This window comes from Acinetobacter sp. 802_lipA (assembly GCF_058242885.1).
In genome coordinates this window covers 3,279,286-3,303,078 of record NZ_JBZAYP010000001.1, presented here as the reverse complement: position 1 = coordinate 3,303,078, position 23,793 = coordinate 3,279,286, and the positions used below count along the sequence as shown (strand labels likewise).

Sequence of the window (23,793 nt, the reverse complement as noted above, 5' to 3'; positions counted from 1 at the left end):
GATTCCACGTACTTAAAATGGTACTGGACAAATAAATTCGATACGTTCATCGGTTTGGGGATGATGAAAACTCAAACGCTCTGCGTGTAAACACAAACGCGGCATCAAATCTTGCTGGTCAGGCGCAGCATAAAGCGTATCTCCCACGATAGGATGACCTAAAAACTGCATATGTACACGAAGTTGATGCGAGCGCCCTGTAATGGGGGTGAGTGCTACACGAGTCACGGGCTGACCCTGTATTTCAAAATGTTCAATGGCTTTCCACTCTGTCACAGCAGGCTTGTTATGACTGAGCTCTGCAATATGTAACGGTGGACGGGACGGATCATAAATGACAGGCACATCGACAGTGCCCTGACCATGTAAATGACCAGCCACAATCGCTTGATACGTTTTATCGGTTTGACGTTCTTGAAACTGACGAGAAATGGATTTTTGTCCCCAACGACTGAGACCAAAAACCAAGATACCCGAGGTATCGCGATCGAGACGGTGGATCAGTAGTGTTTTAGGTTCTAGTTTGACTAAACGATTGATCATACAATCTTGTAAGTCTTCTGTCTTCCCCGGAACGGTGAGTATACCTGCAGGCTTATGGATGACCATAAAGTCTTCATCTCGATGAATCAGGTGTTCGGTTAGAAAATTACTCAAGGTTCCATTCCAATCTGATCGCGAAAACAAGCGGGCAATAATAAAAAGCTTAAGCCAGAAATACAATGCAAAAATCGTTTTTTTTGATCATGAACCGATATTGACTGCATTATTTAACGTAAAATGCCGAATCACAGTCTGTATCGATAAGCGATACATCAAGATATCACTCTATTATGACAAACGATTTCGAAATAACCACGCAGCCAAAGGCAAGGTAATTACGGCTAATATTAACATCGGTACAAAGTCCCATTTCACTTGCGCAAAACTCGCACCTTCCAAATACACCCGTTGTACCAAGTCTATGCCGAAGCGTAGTGGGTTGGCATAAGTCAGCCAATTCAACACTTCAGGCATATTTTGTACAGGAGTTAGTAAACCTGATAAAAGCGTTAAAGGCATGATCAAAAAGAAAGTATACAGCATGGCTTGTTGCATATTGAGTGCAATCGCTGAAATCGACAGTCCCACACCCACGACAGCAATATTAAAGGCAAATAATCCAAAATAAAGTAAGGTCAAGGAGCCATTCATCGGGATCTGGAACCAGAATAGAATAATCGCCAAAATAATGGAAGATTGAATAACCCCAATAATAATCGGCGGAATGGCCTTCCCAATCATAATCTTCGTCGGGGTATAAGGTGTAACTAAGAGCTGATCAAAAGTCCCTTGTTCACGCTCGCGTGCTACTGAAAGTGCCGAAAGTAACAGTGTCTGCATCATACTTAAAGTTGCAATCAGAGATGGCATGATGCCCCATCTCGACTCGACATTCGGGTTATACCATGTTCGCGCTTGTACCGTAATCGCTAAGCTAGTTCCCAATCGTTCTTGATTGACCTGCCCCACCACACTACTGATGTAGGAGCCCGCCATACTTGCAGTCGATGAGTTTCTCCCATCTAGAATCACTTGAATCGGCGAAGACTCTTGATTATTTAGCTTATCCTCAAAATCAGCAGGAATGGTGATGACCGCCAAGGCTGTTCGATCATTAATCACCTGTTGGATTTGTTGATTATTTTGCAAATCTGCTGTTCGTTTAAAAATTCCTGAACCATCTAAATGCGCTAAAACTTGTTGTGAGCTTTGGCTTCGGCTTTGATCCAGCACGGCATAATCAACATGATTGACATCATAACTTGCGGCATAACCAAACAAGACCGCTTGGATAAATACAGGCGCGATTAAGGTCACTCGATTGGCAGGATCGACCAAAATGGCTAAAAACTCTTTTCGGATCAGCACCCAAAGATAACGAAACCAGCGCATTAACGTTGCCATAACACCATTTTTCCTTTCGTTAGCCCAAGCGCTTTTTCAGTGTACGCGCGGTCATTGCTGTGAGTAGCACGATATAAATCAATAAAATGCCACACTCTTTGAGCCACAAAGACCAATCATCACCACCGAGTAATAGAGTTTTAATCAAAGTCATATAGTGCGTTGCAGGTAAGACATTACTAATAATTTGCACAATTAGCGGTAAGTTTCGTGTATCAAACACAAAACCTGAAAGCATCAAAGCGGGCATAAAGCTGGCAAGCAGTGCCATCTGACTGGCTTGAAACTGACTTTTTGATAGGCCTGAAATCATCAGACCCAGCAGTAACGACACCATTAAATATAAAAAAGAGGCACTCATAACAGAGAACAGCGATGCGCGGATGGGTACATCAAATAAAACATGTGCTGCAACTAAGCACATCACAATATCGATCATCCCAATCACGATATAGGGCGCCAGTTTTGAAAGTACAATTTCTAGAGGACGTACGGGCGTAACATATAATGCTTCTAAAGTGCCACGCTCGCGCTCACGTGCAATCAGCAAGCCAGTTAAAAATGCGCCAACCAAGGTCAAAATTAGGACAATTAAACCCGGTACTAAAAACCATGTACTATTTGCAGACTCGTTAAACCACATACGTTGTTCAACCGTGATAATGCCACCCACTGAATCTGCATTTGTTCGGTCTGCTTGTATCAAACTGGTGGTATTAAGCGCACTGGTAATATAACCCTGCAAAGCCGAAGCAATACTGGTGGCACGGCCATTGGTAATGACTTGAACAGTACCAGTCCCCTTTGCATATTGCTCCGCAAAGTTGCTGGGTATATTAACGATAGCATCAATTTCAGCATTGCCCATTGCGGCTTCAGCTTGGCTAAAGCTTGTATAATGCTTGACGGTAATGTATTTAGAGCCGTTTAGCCCACTGATCAGTTGCTGACTCTGTGGCGTGGGCTGTTGCTCCACCACCCCAACGCGTCCGTTGGTTAAGTCGAAAGACAGTCCATAACCAAACAACAAAATTAAAATAATCGGTAGAATGAAACCAATCGCCATACTACTTTTATCACGAAGCAGCTGTTTGGATTCTTTACGTGTTAAGGCAAACAGTCGTGTCCAGAAAGCTGAGAAATGATTCATTTGACGTTCCTCAGTGAGCCTGCATGTCTGCACGGGACTGTTCAACGATGGCAATAAAAGCACTATTCATATCGTTTACATCCTCTAACTGTGCCATCCCACGAATCTGTTGAGGTGTACCAATCGCCAACAATTTCCCTGCATCTTGAATCGCAATCCGATCACAGTATTCAGCTTCTTCCATAAAGTGTGTAGTCACAATAATGGTCATGCCTTGGTTCGCCAACTCTCCAATGGTGTACCAAAAAGAGCGCCTTGCTAACGGATCAATACCACTGGTTGGTTCATCCAAAAATACAATTTCAGGCTGATGTAACAGTGCTGCTGCCATCGACAAACGCTGTTTAAAACCATTTGGCAGATCACTGCTTTTAGCATGTGGCTTAAGTTCAAACTGAAGCAACGCTTTATCAATTTGCTGCTTTAAGTGTTTACCCGATAAGCCATAAGCACCACCAAAAAACTTTAAATTATCCAGTACGCTCAAATTGCCATACAGGGCAAACTTCTGCGATACATAACCAATTTTTGCCCTTGCCTGCGCACGAGCTGTACGCAAATTCATGCCTGCCACTTCCAACACACCACTGCTGGCGGGCAGTAAGCCACAGAGCATACGAAACGTCGTGGTCTTACCTGCACCATTGGGGCCAAGTAAACCAAAAATTTCGCCTCGATATACATCAAACGAGGTATTGGCCACGGCGGTAAAATCACCAAAGGTGCGTACCAAATCCTTCACCACAATCACAGGTTTCTCGAGCTGTTGTTTTACATCCTGCTTTGTTTTCACTTGTGGTGAATCAGAGTTTTCTATCAAAGTTATTGAAGGGTCTAAAGCTAAATTTTCCTGTGCCAATACCGTTTTTTGAGTATGCTTCGCCTCATGTAAAAGTAACATAAATGCATCTTCTAGCTCTGCTGCTCTCGGTTCTGCAACAATGCCTTTGGGCAAGAGATCTGCTGGAAGTGATGGGCTTTCAATTCGCGTAATAAAACGCACTACATTGCCTTTGGGAACTGCATCGGCAATATAATGTTGATTATCGAGTAAATGTGCTTGTAACACCCGCGCCTTCATGTCGGGACTGGGTTCTACTTGCCATGTTTGTCCATGTGCCTGAGCCGTCAGTTCATCGGGTGTACCTTGCTTTAGGACTTGCCCATCCAACATGACATAAACCTGATGACAGCGTTCAGCTTCATCCATATACGCAGTACTGAGGATGACACTTAAGTTCTCCTCCCTCACCAACTGTTCAATGATGATCCACAAATCACGGCGTGAGAGTGGATCGACACCGACACTTGGTTCATCCAACAGCAATAGTTCAGGTGAACGGACTAAAGTGCAGGCCAAACCTAACTTCTGCTTCATGCCTCCAGAGAGTTTTCCTGCGGGACGTTCAGTAAAGCGCGCCAAGTCGGTAATCTTGAGCAAACGTGCAAAACGTTCCTTGCGAACGTCCATTGGCACGCCATGCAAATCCGCATACAAGTCTAAATTTTCTTGAATACTGAGGTCTTCGTACAAACCAAACTTTTGCGGCATGTAGCTGATACGATCTTGCACAGATTGTGGATCTTTGGCGACATCCATTCCTAAGACTTTTAAGCTTCCAGTGGTTGGCTTATATAAACCTGCGATCAATCTTAAAAATGTGGTTTTACCAGCACCATCAGGCCCGACCAAAGCCGTCAGTTTTCCTGTTTTGATCTGCATATTTATGCCTTGCAAAGCCTGCACATCATCCAAATCTTTTTGTTCTGCTTTAAAGGTTTTGTTTAAATCCGTGGCAATCACAATGCTCTCTACTGACATCGACATACTCCCATGCCTTAAGGATTATTCTTGGCAGTTGGACGCGATGATTTGGCTATGCTCACTGTCACAGGCTGTCCCATTTTTAGTTGGTCATTCGGGTCATCGACATAAATACGGACTTCATACACCAAAGTCGTGCGAATATCTTCGGTCTGTACCGTTTTCGGGGTAAATTCCGCCACAGATGAGATATAACCTATTTTTCCTGTGATGGGCTGATTCGGTTGTGAGTCACGAATGACTTGTGCTGCTGCGCCCATGTTAATATGCCCAAGATCCATTTCACTGGCATAAACACGCACCCATTTAGGATGGATCAGGGCAATGGTATAGACGGACTTGTTTGAAGTTGTCATGTCACCAACTTCTTGTAAACGTGCACGAATTACGCCATTAACAGGTGCCAGCAGCTTACTTTGTGTAATTTGATAATCAATCAAATCAAGATTGGCTTTGGTCGATTCATATTGTGCTTTAGCCGCTTCACGATCTTCTGCGCGTGCACCTTTCAAAAGTAGCTCTAGGTTGGCTTTTGTTTCACCTACGGCCGCTTCCGCCATTTTCATATTGCTTTTTGCAGCATCAACCTCTTGCTTACTCACCGCTTGACCCGCAGTACTCCGATTCAAGACATTTAAACGTTGGTATTGTTTATCGGCATTTTCAAATTGGGCTTGGGCAGACTGTACTTTCGCTTTCGCTTGGGTAATCTCTTCAGGTCGATTGCCCGCAGCTTGTTCATTTAAGGTTTGCTGTTGAACTTGTAACTGCGCTTGGGCTTGCTGTGCTTGTATAGTCAGCGAGTCGGTATTCAGTTCTGCAAGAACCTGACCTTTTTGAACGCGATCGCCTTCTTGAACAGCCAAGCTTTGAATACGTCCAGCCGTTTCAAATGCTAGTGAGACTTGTCGAATATCGACATTGCCATATAGCACCAGATGATCGGGATCGGCTTTGTCTCGACTGAACCACAAAAATGCAGCCACTACAGCAATGAACAATACCCCAACCAGCAGTATAAGCTTACTTTTATTCATGCACACAAAACCTTCGCTTAGTTTTAATACAAGTTTAAATCTAATTTAAACTACAACAATTCAGTTAAGAAAGATATACTTCAAGTCTAAATTTTGATGCAGAGTAAATAATGTCTAGAGCTGGACGTAGCGATGGTGATTTAACCAAATCGAAAATTTTGGATGCTGCTGGCCGCCTAATTGCTCAGGATGGTTTTGCAAAAACCACGAGTAAAGCCATTGCCAAGCTGGCCGAAGTCGATTTAGCTGCCATTAACTATCACTTCGATGGTCGTGATGGTCTGTATCGTGCCGTACTTGCCGAAGCACATACACATTATATTGATGAACAAGAACTCTTGACCTTGCTTAACAGCTCTAAAACGCCTACTGAAAAACTGGAAGCTTTTTTTGAAAGCCTGATCGGTAAGCTGGTTGAAACCGATGTCTGGCATAGCAAGGTGTTTGTTCGTGAACTTTTTTCACCGACCAACCACCTATACACGTTTATGCAAAATGATGGTGCGCGAAAGTTTCTTTTGGTCAAAAAAATTATTAGCCAAGTTTCAGGTATTGATGAAAATCACCCTGCACTTTTGCCTTGTGTACTCAGCACAGTCGCGCCCTGTATGATGCTGATTTTGGCAGATGCAAATGGGCCAAGCCCACTTAAAAATGTCTCCAAGCTTGAACCTGCGCTTTTGGTCAAACATCTCATGACCTTTTCAGTCGCAGGTTTACAAGCCGCTAAACAACTTTATCTTTGATAAACCAACTGTCCTTATGTAATTTAAAACCATAAAACCAACCCGTACTACTTTTTCCACGGCCGGCCAAGCCTTTAAATACACAATGCCTTTTAATCCGAAGATTATGGCAAACTACCAATTTAGTGGAGTCAATGATACTGATTCCCGTATCTTTTCCTTTCACCTGGTGGAAGAAACTACTCAGAGCTTGCAAACAACGGGGCATGATTTCAATAAATCGGTTGTAGCTAAGCAGTTTAGTAAAAGCAGATTTCCAGAATGGAACGATCATTTGGCAATAAAAATATTTGAAGAATCTAAAACCGGATTGATGAAATAAAATGACAATGGTCATTGCTTCAGACAAGCTCAAGGCTGACTTTTTCAGCTTGGATTTTTGATCAGAAATTAAAGCTTTTTCTAAAGATTCATTAAATGTTTTCTCTGTACACGACAAATTTCATAGGACCCTTGTCCTATCAGGCTTTTTCTTTCTTAAAATTGCTAGCACTTTCTTAAATTCTTCTTTTTTTCCAAAACCAATCAAACGTAGAATAGCCATTTGAACATAGTCCAAACCGTAGCGAAATAAACTTACTGAAAGTCGTCCATGCTTCTTTATTTTTATCGCTTTTTTCCGATCATGTTGCCATTCACCTGTTAAATAGCACCAACAGAAACCGATAGCTAGCACTGCTATCAATTTCTTGACTCGTCTAGGGTCTGTTAAACGAGTATTTTCAAGATTGAATCCACGTCCTTTGAGACAACTAAATAACGTTTCGATTTCCCAGCGTAATGCATAATCACGAATAGCAGAAGCATTAAACATAGGAGAAACAACAAGTAAAAGTTCTCCATCTTCTAATCGTAGCGCACTAATATACAGTTTCACTCGACCAACCCAAATACGTCGTTTACGACATTCAGTTTGACCAACTTGAAGATGACGAAATAAATCACTAATTTTATGATTCTTGGCTAAGTGATTGGTCACAATAAAGTTTTTTTAACACGTATACAAAAGTTAATGTCATTTTCAATTAACCATGTAAACCATTTCTCACCGATAAATTCTCTGTCTGCGAACACATTCACAATACGGTCTTTACCAAAAATAGAGATAAAGCGTTGAATCAAAGCAATACGCTCTTTTGTATCTGAATTTCCACGTTTATTGAGCAATGTCCAAACAATAGGTATGGCTATTCCACGATAGACGATGGCTAACATCAAGATATTGATATCTCGTTTTCCCCATTTCCAATTAGTTCTATCCAAAGTTAATTGGACTTTATCGAATGAAAATATATTGAAAATTAACTGAGAAATTTGACGATAATCGAAATACTGATCTGCAAAGAAGCGTTGTATACGTCGATAAAATGATTGTGGTAAGCACTTGATGGGTAAGGCTTTAGATGCAGAAGAAAGATTACATGTCTGTTTTACAATTAATGCAAGCATAATCAGTGTAAAACATTTTGCATGTGACTTGTTCCACTTTAGATATTTGTTTAAGATGAGATGTAACTCATTGAAATGTGTCATCATATTCGTCGTCAGAAAACAAGTATTATGCCATTATTTCAATGAGTTATCTTTTTTTGTCGTGTACAAAGAAATGTTTTGCAGAAATCGTCCAAAATACAAAATAATTCGGTAATATGATCCATCGAGAAGCCTTGTTTTATAACATTTTGTATTGAGAACCAATATGTTATAAATTCAGGGCTTTTTTTCTACTCTTTTTTATATCGAACTCAGGTTAATTATATATTTATGAAAAAAAGCCGACGCATATGCATCGGCTTTTTCACTTCATCGGTAAATTTACCGATTTAGTTATGACTTAGATCGCGTCAAGTGCAGCATTCAAAGTCTCACTTGGACGCATTACTGCATTCACTTTAGCTTGATCTACTGCGTAGTAACCACCGATATCAACCGATTTACCTTGTACTTCAGTAAGTTCAGCAACAATTTTGTCTTCGTTTGCAGCTAAAGCTTGTGCAAGTGGGGCAAACTTCGCTTTTAACTCAGTATCTTCATCTTGTGCAGCAAGTGCTTCTGCCCAGAATTTTGCCAAGTAGAAGTGGCTGCCACGGTTGTCCAATTCACCAGTACGTCGTGATGGAGACTTGTCATTATCCAATAATTTGCTGGTCGCTTGATCAAGAGTCGATGCAAGTAATTTTGCACGAGTATTATCTTCTTTAATCCCCATTTCTTCTAAAGAAGCAGCAAGTGCAAGGAACTCACCTAAAGAATCCCAACGTAAGTGGTTTTCTTCAACAAGTTGTTGTACGTGTTTAGGCGCAGAACCACCCGCACCAGTTTCATACATACCGCCACCCGCCATTAACGGAACGATAGACAGCATTTTCGCGGAAGTACCAAGTTCCATAATTGGGAACAAGTCAGTGAGGTAGTCACGTAAGATGTTACCTGTTACAGAAATGGTATCTAAACCACGCGCAACACGCTCAAGCGTATAACGCATCGCACGCACTTGAGACATGATTTGAATGTCTAAACCAGTCGTGTCGTGATCTTTTAAGTATTTTTGAACTTTTTTGATCACTTCGTTTTCGTGTGGACGGTACGGGTCTAACCAGAAGATCGCTGGCATGCCAGAGTTACGTGCACGTGTTACTGCAAGTTTAACCCAGTCGCGAATTGGTGCGTCTTTCACCTGACACATACGCCAGATATCGCCTTCTTCCACGTTTTGAGTCATCAACACTTCACCAGTGTCAATGTCGGTGATGTTTGCAACACCCGCAGCAGGAACTTCAAAAGTCTTGTCGTGTGAACCGTATTCTTCAGCTTTTTGCGCCATCAAACCTACGTTTGGCACAGTACCCATCGTACGTGGGTCGAAGTTGCCATTCCATTTACAGAAATTGATCATTTCTTGGTAAATACGTGCGAAAGTCGACTCTGGCATTACAGCTTTACAGTCATAAGGCTTGCCGTCAGCACCCCACATTTTACCGCCACCACGAATCATTGCAGGCATAGAAGCATCTACAATTACGTCGTTTGGAGAATGGAAGTTGGTGATGCCTTTTGCAGAATCCACCATTGCAAGTGCAGGGCGGTGTTCTTGGCATGCGTGTAAATCTTCGATGATTTCTTCACGTAAAGAAGTTGGTAAGGTTTCGATCTTTTCATAAAGACCCGCCATACCGTTGTTGACGTTAATGCCAAGTTCTTCAAACAATTTACCGTGTTTTTCAAACGCTTCTTTATAGTAAATTTTCACACAGTGACCGAATACAATCGGGTGTGAAACTTTCATCATGGTTGCTTTTACGTGTAAAGAGAACAAAATGCCTGCTTCTTTACAATCATCCAGTTGTTTTTCATAAAAGTCGCAAAGTGCTTTTTTGCTCATGAACATAGAGTCGATGATTTCGCCATCAAGTAACGCTACTTTTTCTTTCAATACAATGGTTTCACCAGAATGAGTGATGAGTTCCATTTTTACGTTACGTGCGCGGTCAAGCGTCATCGATTTTTCGCCATGGTAGAAGTCGCCTTCATTCATGTGTGAAACGTGAGTTTGTGACCATTGCTTCCATTCACCCATAGAGTGCGGGTGTTTTTTCGCGTAGTTTTTCACTGCAGCAGGTGCACGACGGTCAGAGTTACCTTCACGTAATACAGGGTTTACAGCTGAACCAAGACATTTGCCATAGCGTGCTTTAATCGCTTTTTCGTCTTCAGTGGTCGGGTTTTCAGGATAGTCAGGAATCGCGTAGCCTTTTGATTGAAGCTCTTTGATACATGCTGTTAACTGAGCAACAGAGGCACTAATATTCGGGAGTTTAATGATATTAGTATCTGGATCTTGGGTAAGACGACCTAGTTCTGCAAGATTGTCTGGGACTTTTTGCTCTTCTTTTAGGTATTCAGAGAATTCTGCGAGAACACGTGCGGCAACAGAGATATCAGTTTTAACGATCTCTACACCAGCAGGTTTAGTAAAGGTCTCAATGATCGGCAGTAGCGAATAAGTCGCTAGCAATGGCGCCTCGTCGGTCAGTGTGTAAATGATGGTTGACTTTCCACCAGCCATATATAGCCCCTTGCGTTAGATTGAGTTTTTTAGGGTGATGAGCTTCTGGCTCAACCCCTGCGAACCGATGTGCTTGAATAAAACCCTGAAAGTATCGTCCCTCAGGGCTTTACAGTCAACGTAATATCCAGTGATAACGACATTTCGCCAGAAAATACCACTACAGCCTTCGTTTTTCAAAATCACGTCTTTCCACAAGGCTTTAGCGTTTGCTTAGCAAATAAACAAATTTTTTAGCGAAATGTGTTGTTCACCTCATTTAGATCATAACACCTGATACTTTTCACATAATACAGTCTTCAAATACTTTTTATAGTCTTGTAGCCCTACATGCATAAGCATGACTTTTCTCAGCGCTAAATTTAAACAGGCAAAGCAACCCAACATGCCAAAGCTTAAATATTAATACATAAACCCTCTACGCCTACTCCTCTATTTTTACATTTTTAAACCTATGTTTTTTATAGGGTTGGTTAAACTGAATCTTTTTTCTGCAACGGTAAGGGTCAATTCAATGCTAAAAATGCTGCTTCCGCTCATTGGACTTGGTTTTTCTTCTTGGTGTTTTGCTCAAAATCCATTGAGCGTTCATGTGCTGAATTTGGAAAATGGTCTCCCTTCTGCCAATGTCAAAGTGACACTTGAAGCCCAACAAAATGATAAATGGACAGAAATCAGCTCAAGCACGACCGATGACCAAGGTCGAATCAATGATTTATATCCCAAAGATACGGCCTTACAAAAAGGTGTATACAAAGTTACCTTTAAAACGGGTGATTGGTTTCGCCAAAAAAATCAGCGCTCATTCTTTCCAGAAGTGCCCGTGGTATTTGTAATTGATGGCTCATTGGATCATTACCATATCCCGCTGTTAATTAGCCAATATGGCTATTCCACTTACCGTGGTAGTTAATGCACATAAATAAGCGCATAAAAAACCGATGTCTAGGCATCGGTTTTTATCTCAACAGAATCAAATAAAGTGGCTTAGGGATTAAGCCTTGAACCACTTCTCTGCTTTCGCTTGGTCTTCAACTTTTAATTCAACTTCAGTCAGCTCTGAGCCAGCAGCTTTTACGTCAAAGCTCATCAACTCATCACGGCGGAATGCCAAAATGTTATACGTACCTTCTTGCTTGGCATACTTTTCTACCAGTTTCACCGTTGCTTTGAGACCATCAATCGCAATGATCACATCATGGGCAGAAAGGCCAGCTTGAGCAGCAGCACCATCACGACGTGCGCTTTGCACCAATACACCTTCTGGCTTATCTACAAGCTTTAAACCTAACGGCAATGACTTATCATTTTTCAGGCTATAACTTAAACCAAACTCAGGGAAAAGTTGATCCAGCGGCAACTCATCTGTGGTGTTAATTAAGTGATTGATTTGCTCAATCCAGTTGTCACCTGTCAGTTCATTACACAACTCAACAATCGTACGCTCATGTACTTGTATGCCTTTTTGCGCGTTCTCATAAAGTTTACGCATAAGTGCGTCTAGGCTTGAACCACGTAAGCGCAAACCTAAATCTAAGCATAGTGCAACCAAACAACCTTTGTTGTAATAGCTGGTGCCTGCATTGTTCGAGTTTTCATCCTGACGGTAAAATTTCACCCATGCATCGAAGCTAGACTCAGACACCGACTGAACTAAACGACCCGGGTTTTGTAAATAACGATCAATCTGCGTTTTGAGTAGTTTGATATATGAGGCTTGGGAAATCACACCACTACGTAGCAAAATCAGGTCATCATAATAAGACGTGAAACCTTCAAAAATCCAAAGCAAAGAGGTATAGCCTTCTTTGTTCAGATCATAATTAACAAAATTTTCAGGACGAATGAATTTGACCAACCATGAGTGGAAGTATTCATGGCTACATAAACCTAAGAAACGTTGATAGTCTTCAGACGGCTCTTCAGGCTCATTGGCTTTTGGTAAGTCTTCACGTGGGCTAATCAAGCTGGTTGAATTTGGATGCTCCAAACCACCATAACTATTTGCTGTCGCCATCGTCATAAAGGTGTAGTTTGAAAATGGCGCTGAGCCAAACATTGAGATTTCCGTTGCACAGATTTTTTCAATGTCTTGCTGCATACGTGCAGCATTCATGGCATGTTTACCTGACACCACAAACTCGTGCGGAATACCATTGGCTTCAAAACCAAACCGAGTCTGTTCAGCCAACTCAAATGGTGCATCAATCAACTCGGCATAGTTTTTGGCTTTTAAGGTAAAACGACCTTTAACGAGGCTTTTTGAAGCCATACCAGTAGCCAATTGGAAGTGTTTTAGCTCATCAGGAAGGAACAGTTCAACTTCAACTGCTTTGTCCTCTTGACCCTCCAAACCTAAGCAAGCACATGCAGGATTTACATATAAACGGGTTTGATCTACATACGCGCCGCGCACCGACAGATCATAGGCATAGACATCATACTCAACCGTAATCAGTTCATGGTCGGTATTAAAAAGACGCCATTTATTCTTTTCAAATTTTTGAATTTCTAACAAACGCCCTTCTTCATCATAAGCACGAACCGACTCTATATGCTTTGAAAACTCGCGAATGAGGTAACTACCCGGAATCCAAGTTGGTAATGAAAGTACCTGTGTTGGGTCTGCTACAAAGCGTAAAGTCACGTGTATAAGGTGCTGACGATAATCGTCAAATTCGATCTGATAATGCAACATAATGGGCGATACAAAATAAAATGAAATGAGTTATAACTTAGCTTAGCATTATTTACGCCAGTTTTGCGTCGCAGTCACATTTGTCTGCATTTTTGACTGGTCATTGAGGAAAAAAAGGCATAGCATTTGCAGCTGTTTTAGGTTTAAAAGTCACGGAATGGCTTGGTTAGGGAATTTCATTGAAAGCTGTCATCTACTTCATCGCTACACTCTTCGCCTTATGTTCAAGTTTCACTCAAGCGGCATTGCTCAATATTGTTCCTGAAACAGTTGAAGCTCAAGCTTGGACAGTTTTTGACAGCCAATCGGGGCAAGTCATTGCAGAGCATAATAGTCATGTTCAACGTGCACCCGCTTCGCTCACCAAAATGATGGTGGCTTATATTGCACTCAAAGAAATCAATGCAGGAAAGCTCAATAAGAGCGAAATTCTTACCGCAACACCTGTGGTCAGTACTGTGATGTGGGATGAGTCCCAAATGTACTTAAAACAAGGTGAACAGATTTCTGTGGATCAGCTTCTAGCGGGTTTAGTGGTCATGTCTGCCAACGATGCAGCAGTGACTTTAGCGGAACGCATCTCGGGTGATATTCCAAACTTTGTTGCACGAATGAACCAAGAAGCCAAAGCACTGGGAATGACTGAAACGCATTTCCAAAACCCTGCGGGTATCACCATGCCAGAGCACTATTCGACTGCACATGATTTAGCGCTATTAGGCCAAGCCTTGGTGAATGAAACACCAGACTATTTACACTATTCAAAACAGCAAAGTTTTAGCTATAACCAACGCTTTCACCGTGCAACAAATATTCTGTTAAAACAAGACCCGACAGTAGATGGCTTAAAAACAGGTTATACCAAAGCAGCGGGATATAACTTAGCACTGACAGCAAACCGCCCGACCATGAATCCAGACAATCCAAACCGTCGCTTGGTGGTCATTGTTTTGGGTACAGAAAGTGCAGCTAAGCGTGCTGAAGTTGCACACAACCTGATGAATTTGTCTTATACCTATACTCGTAACGAAGTTGCGCTGAAAGATAAGCAAATTATCGCAGAACTGCCTGTAGTCAAATCGACATTGAAAATGTTCAAAGTGGAAAGTAAGCAACCGAAAATTGTGACCACATCACTGTACGATCAACCATATGCCATTGACTTACATGCCTTTGACCAGACCAACCAACGCATTATGCTCAATACAGGCAATGGCACTATACAACGCATTGATCCATTAGAGTCCACAAAAACGCATTTCAATATTGAAGTGTTGCAAAACAAGCTGACCGCTCCGCTGGCTGAAGTGATGCAATTAGCAAAAGTGCAGGTCTATCAAAACAATCAGCTCATTCAAACGTTCACCATTGAAGAAGATGTACAAATTGAAGAAGCCAATATTTTCCAGCGACTAATGTTTTGGTTCAAAGGCTTGTTTCCATTTTTATCAAGCGATGAACCTAAAGTAAAAACCTATACACTCGGTTAAGTTCGAGCAGTATCCCGAGTTTTATACTTTATGTAACTTGTAAGACAATCTAATTATCAATAAATCAAGAAGATGGCATATTCAATGTCATCTTTTTTTTAATAATAAATAGGTTGCTTCATATGGCTGTACAAACAGAACAAGTGCCACACCATATTGTTATTATTGGCGGTGGTGCTGGTGGTCTAGAGTTAGCAACGCAACTCGGTGACAGCTTCGCAAAATCCAAGTGGGTTAAAATCACCCTCATCGATCAAAACCTCACTCACATCTGGAAACCCTTACTCCACGAAATCGCGGCAGGTACACTCAACCCAGGTGTTGAAGAAATTAACTATTTTGCACATGCGTCTAAACATCACTATGAGTTTGTTTTGGGTCGTTTTGTCGGCTTAGATCAAGAACATAAACAAGTAAAACTTGAAGCACGCCAATATGCCAAACAAAGCACGGAAACCACGCAGTTTGAACTCAACTACGATACCTTAGTCCTAGCAGTCGGTTCGACCTCTAACGACTTTGCGACCGAAGGCGCTAAACATTACTGCCATTTCCTCGACAGTCGCCAGCAAGCTGAAATTTTCCAGCAAGACCTTCTACATTTGTATTTAGATGCACAAAACCGTCCCGAAACACGCGCACTCAATATTGCGATTATTGGTGCAGGTGCCACAGGAGTCGAGCTTGCTGCCGAATTGGTCCATGCGAAAAGTACCTTTTTTAAATACGGTCTCAATAAAATTGACCCAAATAAAGTCAAAGTGACCTTGATTGAGGCAGCGGATCGTATTCTTCCCGCCCTATCCACCAAAATGGCAAATCACACACATACCCAATTGGAAAAACTTGGCGTTGAAGTCCTCACCCATCACCGTGTTGCCAAGTTAGATAAAGACCATGTCTATTTTGCTGACGGCTCACAAATCGATGCCGATCTAAAAGTCTGGGCGGCAGGCATCAAAACACCTGTCGTTTTAAATGCGCTTGAAAGCTTTGAAAAAGATGCGATTGGACGTCTTAAAGTCTATGCGACTTTGCAAACCCGTTCCGACCCCAACATTTTTGCCTTTGGTGATTGCGCCCACTGCCAGCCTGCGGCCGATGAACCAGTCCTTGGCCCACGCGCTCAAGTGGCCAGCCAACAAGCTGCCTTTTTGGTTCGAGCGCTCAAAGCGCGCATTCGTGGTCAGTCTTTGCCGATGTTTAAATTTTCTGACAAAGGCTCTTTGGTTTCCCTCAGTCAATATAAAGCTGTGGGCGAACTCCTGGGCCAAGTCAATGTGCAAGGCGTGCTGGCAAAAACCATGTATGTTTCTTTATATCGACTCCACCAGGCCACCTTACATGGCTATACCCAAGCTGGGCTGATGACCGCAAAAGACCTGATGAATAAAAAAGTCGGTCCGAAAATAAAATTGCATTGAAATCTAAAAATGCGTCCCCACTAATAAAAAAACGCCATAAGAACGTGGAAAATGCAGTTTTTTTGCTAAATTTAGTCTACAAAAGCTGCTTTTCACTTTATGATATACCCCTTAAATTCTAAATGAATGGACGAAAAACATGACTGCTATCGCAAATGATCACGTGGTTTCTTTCAACTACAAATTGACTAACGCTGAAGGCGAAACGCTAGACCAATCACAAGGTGAACCACTTGCATATTTGCACGGCGCAGGTAACATCATCCCAGGTTTAGAAAATGCATTGCTAGGCAAAACTGTAGGTGAAAAATTCACTGTTACTGTTCCTGCTGCTGAAGGTTATGGCGAATACAACCCTGAACTCGTTCAAGAAGTTCCAGCGCAAATGTTCCAAGGCGTAGACAACATCCAAGCGGGTATGCAGTTCCAAGCTCAAACTGATGATGGCGTTCAAATCGTAACTGTAAAAGCAGTTGAAGGCGAAAACGTAATTGTTGATGCGAACTTCCCACTTGCTGGTCAAGACTTAACTTTCGAAGTTGAAATCGTAGAAATCCGCGATGCAACTGAAGAAGAATTACAGCACGGCCATGCGCACGGTACTGGTGGTCACCACCACTAAGATTTCACATCTTAGAAAAAAGGGCGAAAGTTTAACTTACGCCCTTTTTTTTATTTTTTGCATACTTAGTCATTCGCGACGTATTTGAAAATCTGTAAATGTTTGCTGTTCTGAAGCAAGCTCTATAATGAACACATCCGTGACTACCGCATGAGTTGGCCCGACTTTAGCGCGATTCACCAGTTCGGCAACCACACCATCCTCCCCCAAAAGCAACGCTTCAACTGCACCTGAAGCCAGATTCTGTACATAACCCTTTAAACCTAAAGCAACAGCATATTGTGCAAACCAGCGTCGATACTCAACACCCTGAACTTTTCCCGATATGGTCAGTTTTACTACTTTCATACTGTATGCTCTCGGTTCACGACCGTATAAATAGCCTGACTCATTTGCTGCGCTTGTAAACCACGTTCACCTTGCTGAGCCAAAAGGTCACCTGCTTGGGCATGTAAAGTCACAATTTGATGTAACGCAATGTCATCTTGCAACTGTGCTTTTAAACTGGCAATCATGCCTGCCAATACATCACCCATTCCACCTGTCCCCATCCCTGGATTACCTGCGGTACAAATCCAGAGTTGCGTATCTAAAATCAAGCTTCCCGAACCTTTCAGCACCCATTGTCCTGCATATTTTTCTTGTAAGGCATAAATAGCTGCAATGCGGTCAGACTCCACCGCTGAGGTACTGATACCGAGCAAAGTTGCGGCCTCGCCAGGATGCGGTGTTGCGTAGACCTGCTCACCGAGTTTTACAGGTCTTGAGGCTAAGAACCATAAAGCATCTGCATCTAATACTACCTGCAAAGCATTGGTCTGAATGAGTGGAAACCATGCATCAAACTGCTGCTGAGCCCACGAGTCTCTTCCCAAGCCCATACCAAAACTAACTGCATCCACATGTGCCACCAACGCTTCACGCTCTTGGAGCGACATTTGGTTAATATCGCGCAGCATAATATTGGGTGCACGGGATAAAATCGCAGTATGGTGTTTTGCATCACACACCACCGTCACCTTGCCAGCACCCGCGTGAAAGGCAGCTTCAGCGGCTAACATCACCGCACCACCCATCTGCGCATCTCCCCCAATCACCAGTACATGCCCATAACTTCCTTTATGTCCAAAGGCTTGACGTGGTACAAGCTGCACATACTGTGGAGCAAGTGAAGCTAAAGGTTTTAAAGCACTGTCTACGGGAAGTACCGAAATAAGCTCAACGACTCCTGCATAAGCTTTACCCAGCCCAGTAAATAAACCCGCCTTTAAGCCCAGAGCCGTAAAGGTATAATCGGCGACAACTGCACAAGGTAAAGCTTGTCCCGTGTTGGCCTGCAAACCACTTGGAATATCAACCGCAATTTTTAAACCTGTTTGTCTATTAATCTGCTGAATCACTGCCTGCCAGTCTGAACTGAGTTCACGGTTTAACCCAATGCCAAACAAAGCATCAATATACGCATCATAAGGGTGTTGAAAAGCAAAACCGGTATGAATCATTATCCCCTGTTGCACAGCTGCTGCATGTGCTTGTTGCAGTGAAGTAGACTCTCCCAAAGCAGCTGCATAAATTTCAACGTCATAACCTTGCGCGGCTAGATACGATGCAATCAAGTAACCATCACCTGCATTGTTGCCTTGACCACAACACACCGCAACGCTTTTGACTTGCTGCTGTTTAAGCCTAGGCAGCATATGTTCAGTTGTTGCCCATGCGACTTGTTGCATCAGCCCATAAGCGCTATTTTGCTGCGCGAACCAACGTCCTTCCCATGCTTGAATCTCACTGCTGTGGTACACTTGCTGATGCATGATTTTTCCTTTGTTCTTGGTTATGACAACATCCACATCTTCCTCAAAAATCCCTGTAGATCAATATGATCCAGAGCAGCTTAAGGCTTGGATTAAAGCTGAAGCACTGGCTTTGGGATTTTCTGATTGTGTCATCGCCAAACCAGATGCTCAAGTTGAATTGCCGCGTTTTAAAAAATATTTAGAACTTGGTTATCATGGTGACATGCATTTTCTTGCTGAAAACTTAGAAAAACGCGCAGATCCAACACTGCTTGTTCCGGGCACCAAAAGTATTATTTGTGTGCGTATGGATTATTTGGTAGCCGTTCCTGAACCACGTCTTGTGCCTTTTGCACCAAATAGCGCCATCATTGCGCGTTATGCACGCGGACGTGACTATCACAAAGTCATGCGTGGGCGTTTAAAGACCCTTTCTCAGAAAATCAAAGCCAAAGTTAGCGATTTTGAATCTCGCCCCTTTGCAGACTCGGCACCCATTTTTGAAAAATCATTGGCTGAAAATGCGGGCATGGGCTGGGTCGGTAAACACACCTTACTCATTCATAAAACATCAGGCTCATTTTTTGTTTTGGGCGAGCTCTTCACCTCTTTAGAGCTACCTTTTGACCAAGCCACCACCAAACACTGTGGTTCATGTAGCGCGTGTATTGATATTTGCCCGACCCAAGCCATTGTTGAGCCTTATTTATTAGATGCGCGTAAATGCATTGCCTATTTAACTATTGAGTTTCAAGGCATTATTCCTGAAGAACTACGCCGCGGTATTGGTAACCGTGTGTTTGGTTGCGATGACTGTCAGCTCATTTGCCCATGGAATAGCTTTGCCAAAACCACACCAATTGATGATTTTAACCCGCGTCATGGTTTGGATGACATTCAACTAATTGACCTTTGGCAATGGGATGAAAACACTTTTATGGCAAATACAGAAGGGAGTCCCCTACGTCGTACAGGCTACCAAAGCTTTATGCGTAACGTCGCGATTGGTCTAGGTAATGCACCATTTTCAGATGAAATATTGCAGCAATTACAAGCTTCTCGCCCAGAGCTTAACGATATTGTGCAAGTCCATATTGACTGGGCCATCCAAGAGCAACTGATGAAAAAGCACTAAAACTTGCTTCAAACAGACTTAATCAATAAAAGTTCAATCAAATAGCCATTTGCTTGCATAATTTTATTTATTTTATCTATTTAGCTGCATTTTCAGTGTAACTCAAAATCCAAATAAATAGAATTTTGTGGCCAAATTTCCGGAAAAACGCTCAACTTTGCAACTATTTTTACAATCTCATAAAAAGATAAAATTAAAAACATAATCGGGAGATACTATTAAAAATGAGCAATAATGCCTTTTAAGTTGGCACGTTAAATGTATGATGTATACAAGTTAGAATTAAAAATGGATCGCCATTATGAACCTACGCAATGATTGGACGCGTGAAGAAATCGAAGCTTTGTATGATCAGCCTTTTCTTGATCTCGTCTTTCAAGCGCAGACCGTACATCGCCAACATTTCCAAGCCAACACCATTCAAGTCAGTACTTTATTGTCGATTAAAACAGGTAAATGTCCTGAAGACTGTAAGTACTGTTCTCAGTCAGCACGTTATGACTCAAAACTTGAAGCCGAAAAACGCATTGCTGTAGACAAAGTGATTTCAGAAGCCAAAGAAGCTTTAGCCTCAGGCTCATCTCGTTTTTGTATGGGCGCAGCTTGGCGGAATCCACATGAACGTGACATGCCTTACGTACTAGAAATGGTTAAAGAAGTGAAAGCTCTTGGTTTAGAGACTTGCATGACTTTAGGGATGCTGAATGAGTCTCAAGCTGGGCGTTTAAAAGATGCAGGTTTAGATTATTACAACCATAACCTCGACACTTCACGCGAGTATTATTCACATATTATTAGTACTCGTACCTTTGACGATCGTTTAAATACCTTAGAATATGTCCGTCAAGCAGGTATGAAAGTGTGTAGCGGTGGTATCGTTGGTCTAGGTGAAAAGAAAGAAGACCGTATTGGTTTATTGCAAGAGCTTGCAACCATGCCAATTCATCCAGAATCTGTTCCAATCAACATGTTGGTTCCAATTGAAGGCACGCCACTGGCAGATGTTGAAAAACTCGATTTGACGGAATGGATTCGTACCATTGCAGTTGCGCGCATTATCATGCCGCACAGCTATATCCGCCTATCTGCAGGTCGTGAAGCACTTTCTGACTCAGACCAAGCACTTGCATTTATGGCGGGTGCAAATTCGTTGTTCTCTGGTGAGAAACTATTAACCACACCAAATGCAGGTGAAGGTAAAGACCGTCAACTGTTCACCAAATTAGGTTTAGTGGCAGAAAAGCCAAAACCAACGGTGGCAGACCTTAGTCTAGATGCCATGGCAAGCTAATTCCCAAGATTTGCTAAGCACAAAAAAAGCCCCTTATTCAGTATGGGGCTTTTTTAATGTCTATCTATTTAACCTTCAGGCGACTGAGCAAAATTATGCGCAGTAATTAAAATACCATAACTGGCATTCAGATAATCACCTTGGAATATCTCATCTTCACCATTGGCATGACTGACAGTTAACGTTTGGCGAATCGCGTCATAGTGAAAAGATTCGAAACATTCTTGATGGTGACACAGCCAGCTTAAGGTATCACTCAGATTATCATCGACAATATAAGTTTGTGCTTGAAAATTTTTAGTCATTATCTGTATACGCTAAACACTGTTATTCGGCTATTGTAAGCCGTTCTGCGTCAATTCAGTCGAACTAAGCCATAAAAAAATACAGGCATTAAAAAGTGAGCCTACGCTCACTTTTCCTTAAGATGATTAGTCGGTTTTAGAATCACCACACTTTCGGCATTCCATATGCTCCCCTATTTCAGTCATTTGTTCATATTCATAAACGTGGATGCAAAATAATTTTTTAAACAACTGAAGCATTTTTAACTCCTGTAAATGATTTTTTAAAAATTCGCTTCTTAAAATAGGTATATCTTCCTGAAATACCCACAACTCATATCTCATGAGCTATACACAGTTTTAAACATACTTTTTATAAATTTCAAGTGCCTTTTGTCGAATAACAGCATAAAGTGATAAATGGTCATTTACTTTTTTAAATGATGCTTTTCATTTACTTGTGGTTCTGCATCACATCATTTTTTAAATGATGCTGAGATTGAAAGAATGCTTGATTTAAATTTGGATCAAGCTAGGATAAAAATACACTGAATGCTCAAAACAGATGTTTCGAGCAACCAATAAAGAATTTGATAAAAAAGCAACGATAAGGATATTTATACATGCTTGGACGTATGATGTTTCAACCGCTATTAATTAGCAATCTTATTGATCACGCAGAACGCTACCATGCGGATACAGCCATTATTTCTAAAAATACAGACGGCAGTATCACTGAAACCAACTGGGCCAACGTCGCAGTCAATTCTAAGCGATTTGCCAATGTACTCAAAGATTTAGGGCTTTCTCAAAGTGACCGCGTGGCGACCATCGCATGGAACAACCATCGTCACCTAGAATCTTGGTATGCGATCTCTGGCAGTGGTTATATTTGCCATACTATCAACCCACGTTTATTTCAAGAACAACTGATTTTTATTATCAATGATGCCCAAGACCGCGTGGTGTTATTTGATAAAACCTTTGCGCCACTTATTGCTGCAGTAAAAGCACACTTACCCCATGTAGAACACTTTATTTGCCTAGATGCCACAGATGATGCTATTGCAGAAAAAATTGCCGATGTAAAATTTTATGATGACTTGGTCAGCAAACAGTCTGAACAGTTCACTTGGCCAAGCTTTGATGAGCAAACTGCAAGCTCTTTGTGCTATACCTCAGGCACAACTGGAAATCCAAAAGGTGTACTATATAGCCACCGCTCCACCATTTTGCATAGTTTTGCCATCAGCCTACCCGATTCTCTCAATCTGTCTGCAAATGACATTATGTTGCCTGTAGTGCCAATGTTCCATGTTAATGCTTGGGGTACACCTTATGCAGCAGCTATGGTCGGTTGTACGGTTGTATTACCAGGGCCAGGCTTAGATGGGCCAAGTTTAGTGAATATGATTGACACATATAAAGTCACTGTGGCTTTGGGTGTACCAACCATTTGGCAAGGTTTACTGGCAGCAGCCAAACAAACAGGCAGCCAGCTAGCAAGTATGAACCGTAACGTTGTCGGTGGTTCAGCCTGCCCACCATCCATGTTAGCGGCCTTTAAAAATGACTATAACTGTGACACCATCCATGCATGGGGCATGACCGAAACCAGTCCTTTAGGCTCTGCCAACCAACTTAAAGCCAAACATCAACAGCTCTCTGAACAAGAGCGTTTCAAGCTACGTCTTTCTCAAGGCCGTCCGCCTTTTGGCGTAGATTTACGTCTTACCGATGAAGAAAAAGGCAACCATGAAATTGTCCGCGATGGTGAGCAGATTGGAAATCTACAAATTAAAGGCCACTGGATTATTGACAGTTACTTTGGTAAAGATGAATCTGCCCTCACGACCGATGGCTGGTTTGACACAGGTGATATTGCAACCTTAGATGAAGACGGCTTCTTATGCATCAGTGACCGCTCTAAAGATTTAATTAAGTCTGGCGGCGAATGGATTTCATCGGTTGAACTTGAGAACCTTGCGATGGGACATTCAGACATTCTTATGGCAGCCGTTATTGCAGCTGAACATCCAAAATGGGATGAGCGTCCTATTGTCATCGCTGTGAAGAAACCCGATAGCACGGTCACTGAACAAGGTGTCTTAGACTACTATACTGATAAAATTGCGAAATGGCAGATCCCTGACCGTGTGATCTTTGTCGACAGTATTCCACTGAGCGGTACGGGTAAAATGCTAAAACGTGAACTCCGTGCTCAATATGGCCAAGTACTACTGGAACAAAATCCTGTTTAACGTTGTTGAGAATAAAAGCCT

19 protein-coding genes and 1 pseudogene are annotated in these 23,793 nt (G+C 42.1%); 8 read left to right on the top strand and 12 right to left on the bottom strand.

Annotated elements, in window-relative coordinates; translation table 11 throughout:
* Positions 1-12: 12 nt before the first annotated feature.
* The 5 genes from AC4CU3_RS16295 to AC4CU3_RS16275 all read right to left on the bottom strand — a co-directional run bounded on the left by AC4CU3_RS16295 (position 13) and on the right by AC4CU3_RS16275 (position 5,959).
* A complete protein-coding gene (locus tag AC4CU3_RS16295) occupies positions 13-657 on the bottom strand; it encodes an RluA family pseudouridine synthase (RefSeq protein ID WP_178928759.1) in 645 nt (214 codons plus the stop codon).
* A gap of 174 nt (positions 658-831) precedes the next feature.
* Positions 832-1,947, bottom strand: coding sequence for an ABC transporter permease (locus AC4CU3_RS16290; protein ID WP_178928758.1), 1,116 nt, complete (start codon positions 1,945-1,947; stop codon positions 832-834).
* Positions 1,948-1,966: 19 nt separating this feature from the next.
* Positions 1,967-3,097 (bottom strand): ABC transporter permease, encoded by a 1,131-nt coding sequence (locus AC4CU3_RS16285; RefSeq protein ID WP_279043878.1) that lies wholly within the window; start codon positions 3,095-3,097, stop codon positions 1,967-1,969.
* Between the two features lie 10 nt (positions 3,098-3,107).
* Positions 3,108-4,919: an ATP-binding cassette domain-containing protein gene (locus AC4CU3_RS16280; RefSeq protein WP_178928764.1), complete on the bottom strand. Its 1,812-nt coding sequence runs from the start codon at positions 4,917-4,919 to the stop codon at positions 3,108-3,110.
* A 17-nt stretch (positions 4,920-4,936) separates the two neighbouring features.
* The gene (locus AC4CU3_RS16275; protein ID WP_178928756.1) at positions 4,937-5,959 is read right to left on the bottom strand and encodes an HlyD family efflux transporter periplasmic adaptor subunit; all 1,023 of its coding nucleotides are present in this window, start codon (positions 5,957-5,959) and stop codon (positions 4,937-4,939) included.
* Positions 5,960-6,069: 110 nt separating this feature from the next.
* On the opposite strand from AC4CU3_RS16275, the gene AC4CU3_RS16270 reads away from it, so the two are divergent.
* Entirely contained in the window at positions 6,070-6,705 is a 636-nt protein-coding gene (locus AC4CU3_RS16270; protein ID WP_178928755.1) for a TetR/AcrR family transcriptional regulator, read from the top strand.
* A gap of 16 nt (positions 6,706-6,721) precedes the next feature.
* Here the strand turns inward: AC4CU3_RS16270 and AC4CU3_RS16265 are convergent.
* The 3 genes and pseudogenes from AC4CU3_RS16265 to AC4CU3_RS16255 form a co-directional block, all read right to left on the bottom strand.
* Positions 6,722-7,144 (bottom strand): annotated as a pseudogene (locus AC4CU3_RS16265) (transposase); the annotation flags it as partial.
* A 3-nt stretch (positions 7,145-7,147) separates the two neighbouring features.
* Positions 7,148-8,238, bottom strand: a protein-coding gene (locus AC4CU3_RS16260; RefSeq protein WP_125625403.1) for an IS4-like element ISAba33 family transposase whose coding sequence is annotated in 2 segments (ribosomal slippage) — positions 7,148-7,698 and positions 7,698-8,238 — 1,092 coding nt in all. Because the reading frame shifts where the segments join, the coding sequence is not laid out codon by codon here.
* Between the two features lie 301 nt (positions 8,239-8,539).
* Positions 8,540-10,771 (bottom strand): NADP-dependent isocitrate dehydrogenase, encoded by a 2,232-nt coding sequence (locus AC4CU3_RS16255; protein ID WP_125273353.1) that lies wholly within the window; start codon positions 10,769-10,771, stop codon positions 8,540-8,542.
* Between the two features lie 514 nt (positions 10,772-11,285).
* Here AC4CU3_RS16255 and uraH point away from each other — a divergent pair.
* Positions 11,286-11,684, top strand: coding sequence for a hydroxyisourate hydrolase (gene uraH, locus AC4CU3_RS16250; RefSeq protein ID WP_148825897.1), 399 nt, complete (start codon positions 11,286-11,288; stop codon positions 11,682-11,684).
* A gap of 81 nt (positions 11,685-11,765) precedes the next feature.
* On the opposite strand, the gene AC4CU3_RS16245 is transcribed toward uraH, so the two are convergent.
* Positions 11,766-13,469 carry a M61 family metallopeptidase gene (locus AC4CU3_RS16245; protein ID WP_058869769.1) on the bottom strand — a complete coding sequence of 568 codons (1,704 nt, stop codon included), beginning with the start codon at positions 13,467-13,469 and terminating at the stop codon, positions 11,766-11,768.
* A gap of 179 nt (positions 13,470-13,648) precedes the next feature.
* On the opposite strand from AC4CU3_RS16245, the gene AC4CU3_RS16240 reads away from it, so the two are divergent.
* From AC4CU3_RS16240 to AC4CU3_RS16230, 3 genes are all read left to right on the top strand, one after another.
* Entirely contained in the window at positions 13,649-14,959 is a 1,311-nt protein-coding gene (locus AC4CU3_RS16240) for a D-alanyl-D-alanine carboxypeptidase PBP6B (protein WP_078424945.1), read from the top strand.
* A gap of 122 nt (positions 14,960-15,081) precedes the next feature.
* The gene (locus AC4CU3_RS16235) at positions 15,082-16,383 is read left to right on the top strand and encodes an NAD(P)/FAD-dependent oxidoreductase (protein WP_114392876.1); all 1,302 of its coding nucleotides are present in this window, start codon (positions 15,082-15,084) and stop codon (positions 16,381-16,383) included.
* 139 nt (positions 16,384-16,522) lie between these two features.
* Complete coding sequence (locus AC4CU3_RS16230) at positions 16,523-17,005, top strand: FKBP-type peptidyl-prolyl cis-trans isomerase (RefSeq protein ID WP_058869772.1); 483 nt, start codon at positions 16,523-16,525, stop codon at positions 17,003-17,005.
* A 69-nt stretch (positions 17,006-17,074) separates the two neighbouring features.
* Here the strand turns inward: AC4CU3_RS16230 and AC4CU3_RS16225 are convergent, their stop codons facing one another.
* Together AC4CU3_RS16225 and AC4CU3_RS16220 are read right to left on the bottom strand one after the other, a co-directional pair.
* Positions 17,075-17,353 (bottom strand): acylphosphatase, encoded by a 279-nt coding sequence (locus tag AC4CU3_RS16225; RefSeq protein ID WP_044120947.1) that lies wholly within the window; start codon positions 17,351-17,353, stop codon positions 17,075-17,077.
* Complete coding sequence (locus AC4CU3_RS16220) at positions 17,350-18,819, bottom strand: bifunctional ADP-dependent NAD(P)H-hydrate dehydratase/NAD(P)H-hydrate epimerase (protein ID WP_058869774.1); 1,470 nt, start codon at positions 18,817-18,819, stop codon at positions 17,350-17,352. The genes AC4CU3_RS16225 and AC4CU3_RS16220 overlap by 4 nt, the downstream gene beginning before the upstream one ends.
* 22 nt (positions 18,820-18,841) lie before the next feature.
* Here AC4CU3_RS16220 and queG point away from each other — a divergent pair, with 22 nt between their 5' ends.
* On the top strand, positions 18,842-19,936 hold the full coding sequence (queG, locus tag AC4CU3_RS16215) for a tRNA epoxyqueuosine(34) reductase QueG (RefSeq protein WP_058869796.1): 1,095 nt from the start codon (positions 18,842-18,844) through the stop codon (positions 19,934-19,936).
* A 301-nt stretch (positions 19,937-20,237) separates the two neighbouring features.
* Positions 20,238-21,227 (top strand): biotin synthase BioB, encoded by a 990-nt coding sequence (gene bioB / locus AC4CU3_RS16210; RefSeq protein ID WP_058869775.1) that lies wholly within the window; start codon positions 20,238-20,240, stop codon positions 21,225-21,227.
* Between the two features lie 68 nt (positions 21,228-21,295).
* On the opposite strand, the gene AC4CU3_RS16205 is transcribed toward bioB, so the two are convergent.
* Positions 21,296-21,532 (bottom strand): hypothetical protein, encoded by a 237-nt coding sequence (locus tag AC4CU3_RS16205; RefSeq protein ID WP_490738397.1) that lies wholly within the window; start codon positions 21,530-21,532, stop codon positions 21,296-21,298.
* Between the two features lie 602 nt (positions 21,533-22,134).
* Here AC4CU3_RS16205 and AC4CU3_RS16200 point away from each other — a divergent pair.
* A complete protein-coding gene (locus AC4CU3_RS16200; protein ID WP_279043879.1) occupies positions 22,135-23,772 on the top strand; it encodes a long-chain-fatty-acid--CoA ligase in 1,638 nt (545 codons plus the stop codon).
* The last annotated feature ends 21 nt before the right edge of the window (positions 23,773-23,793 follow it).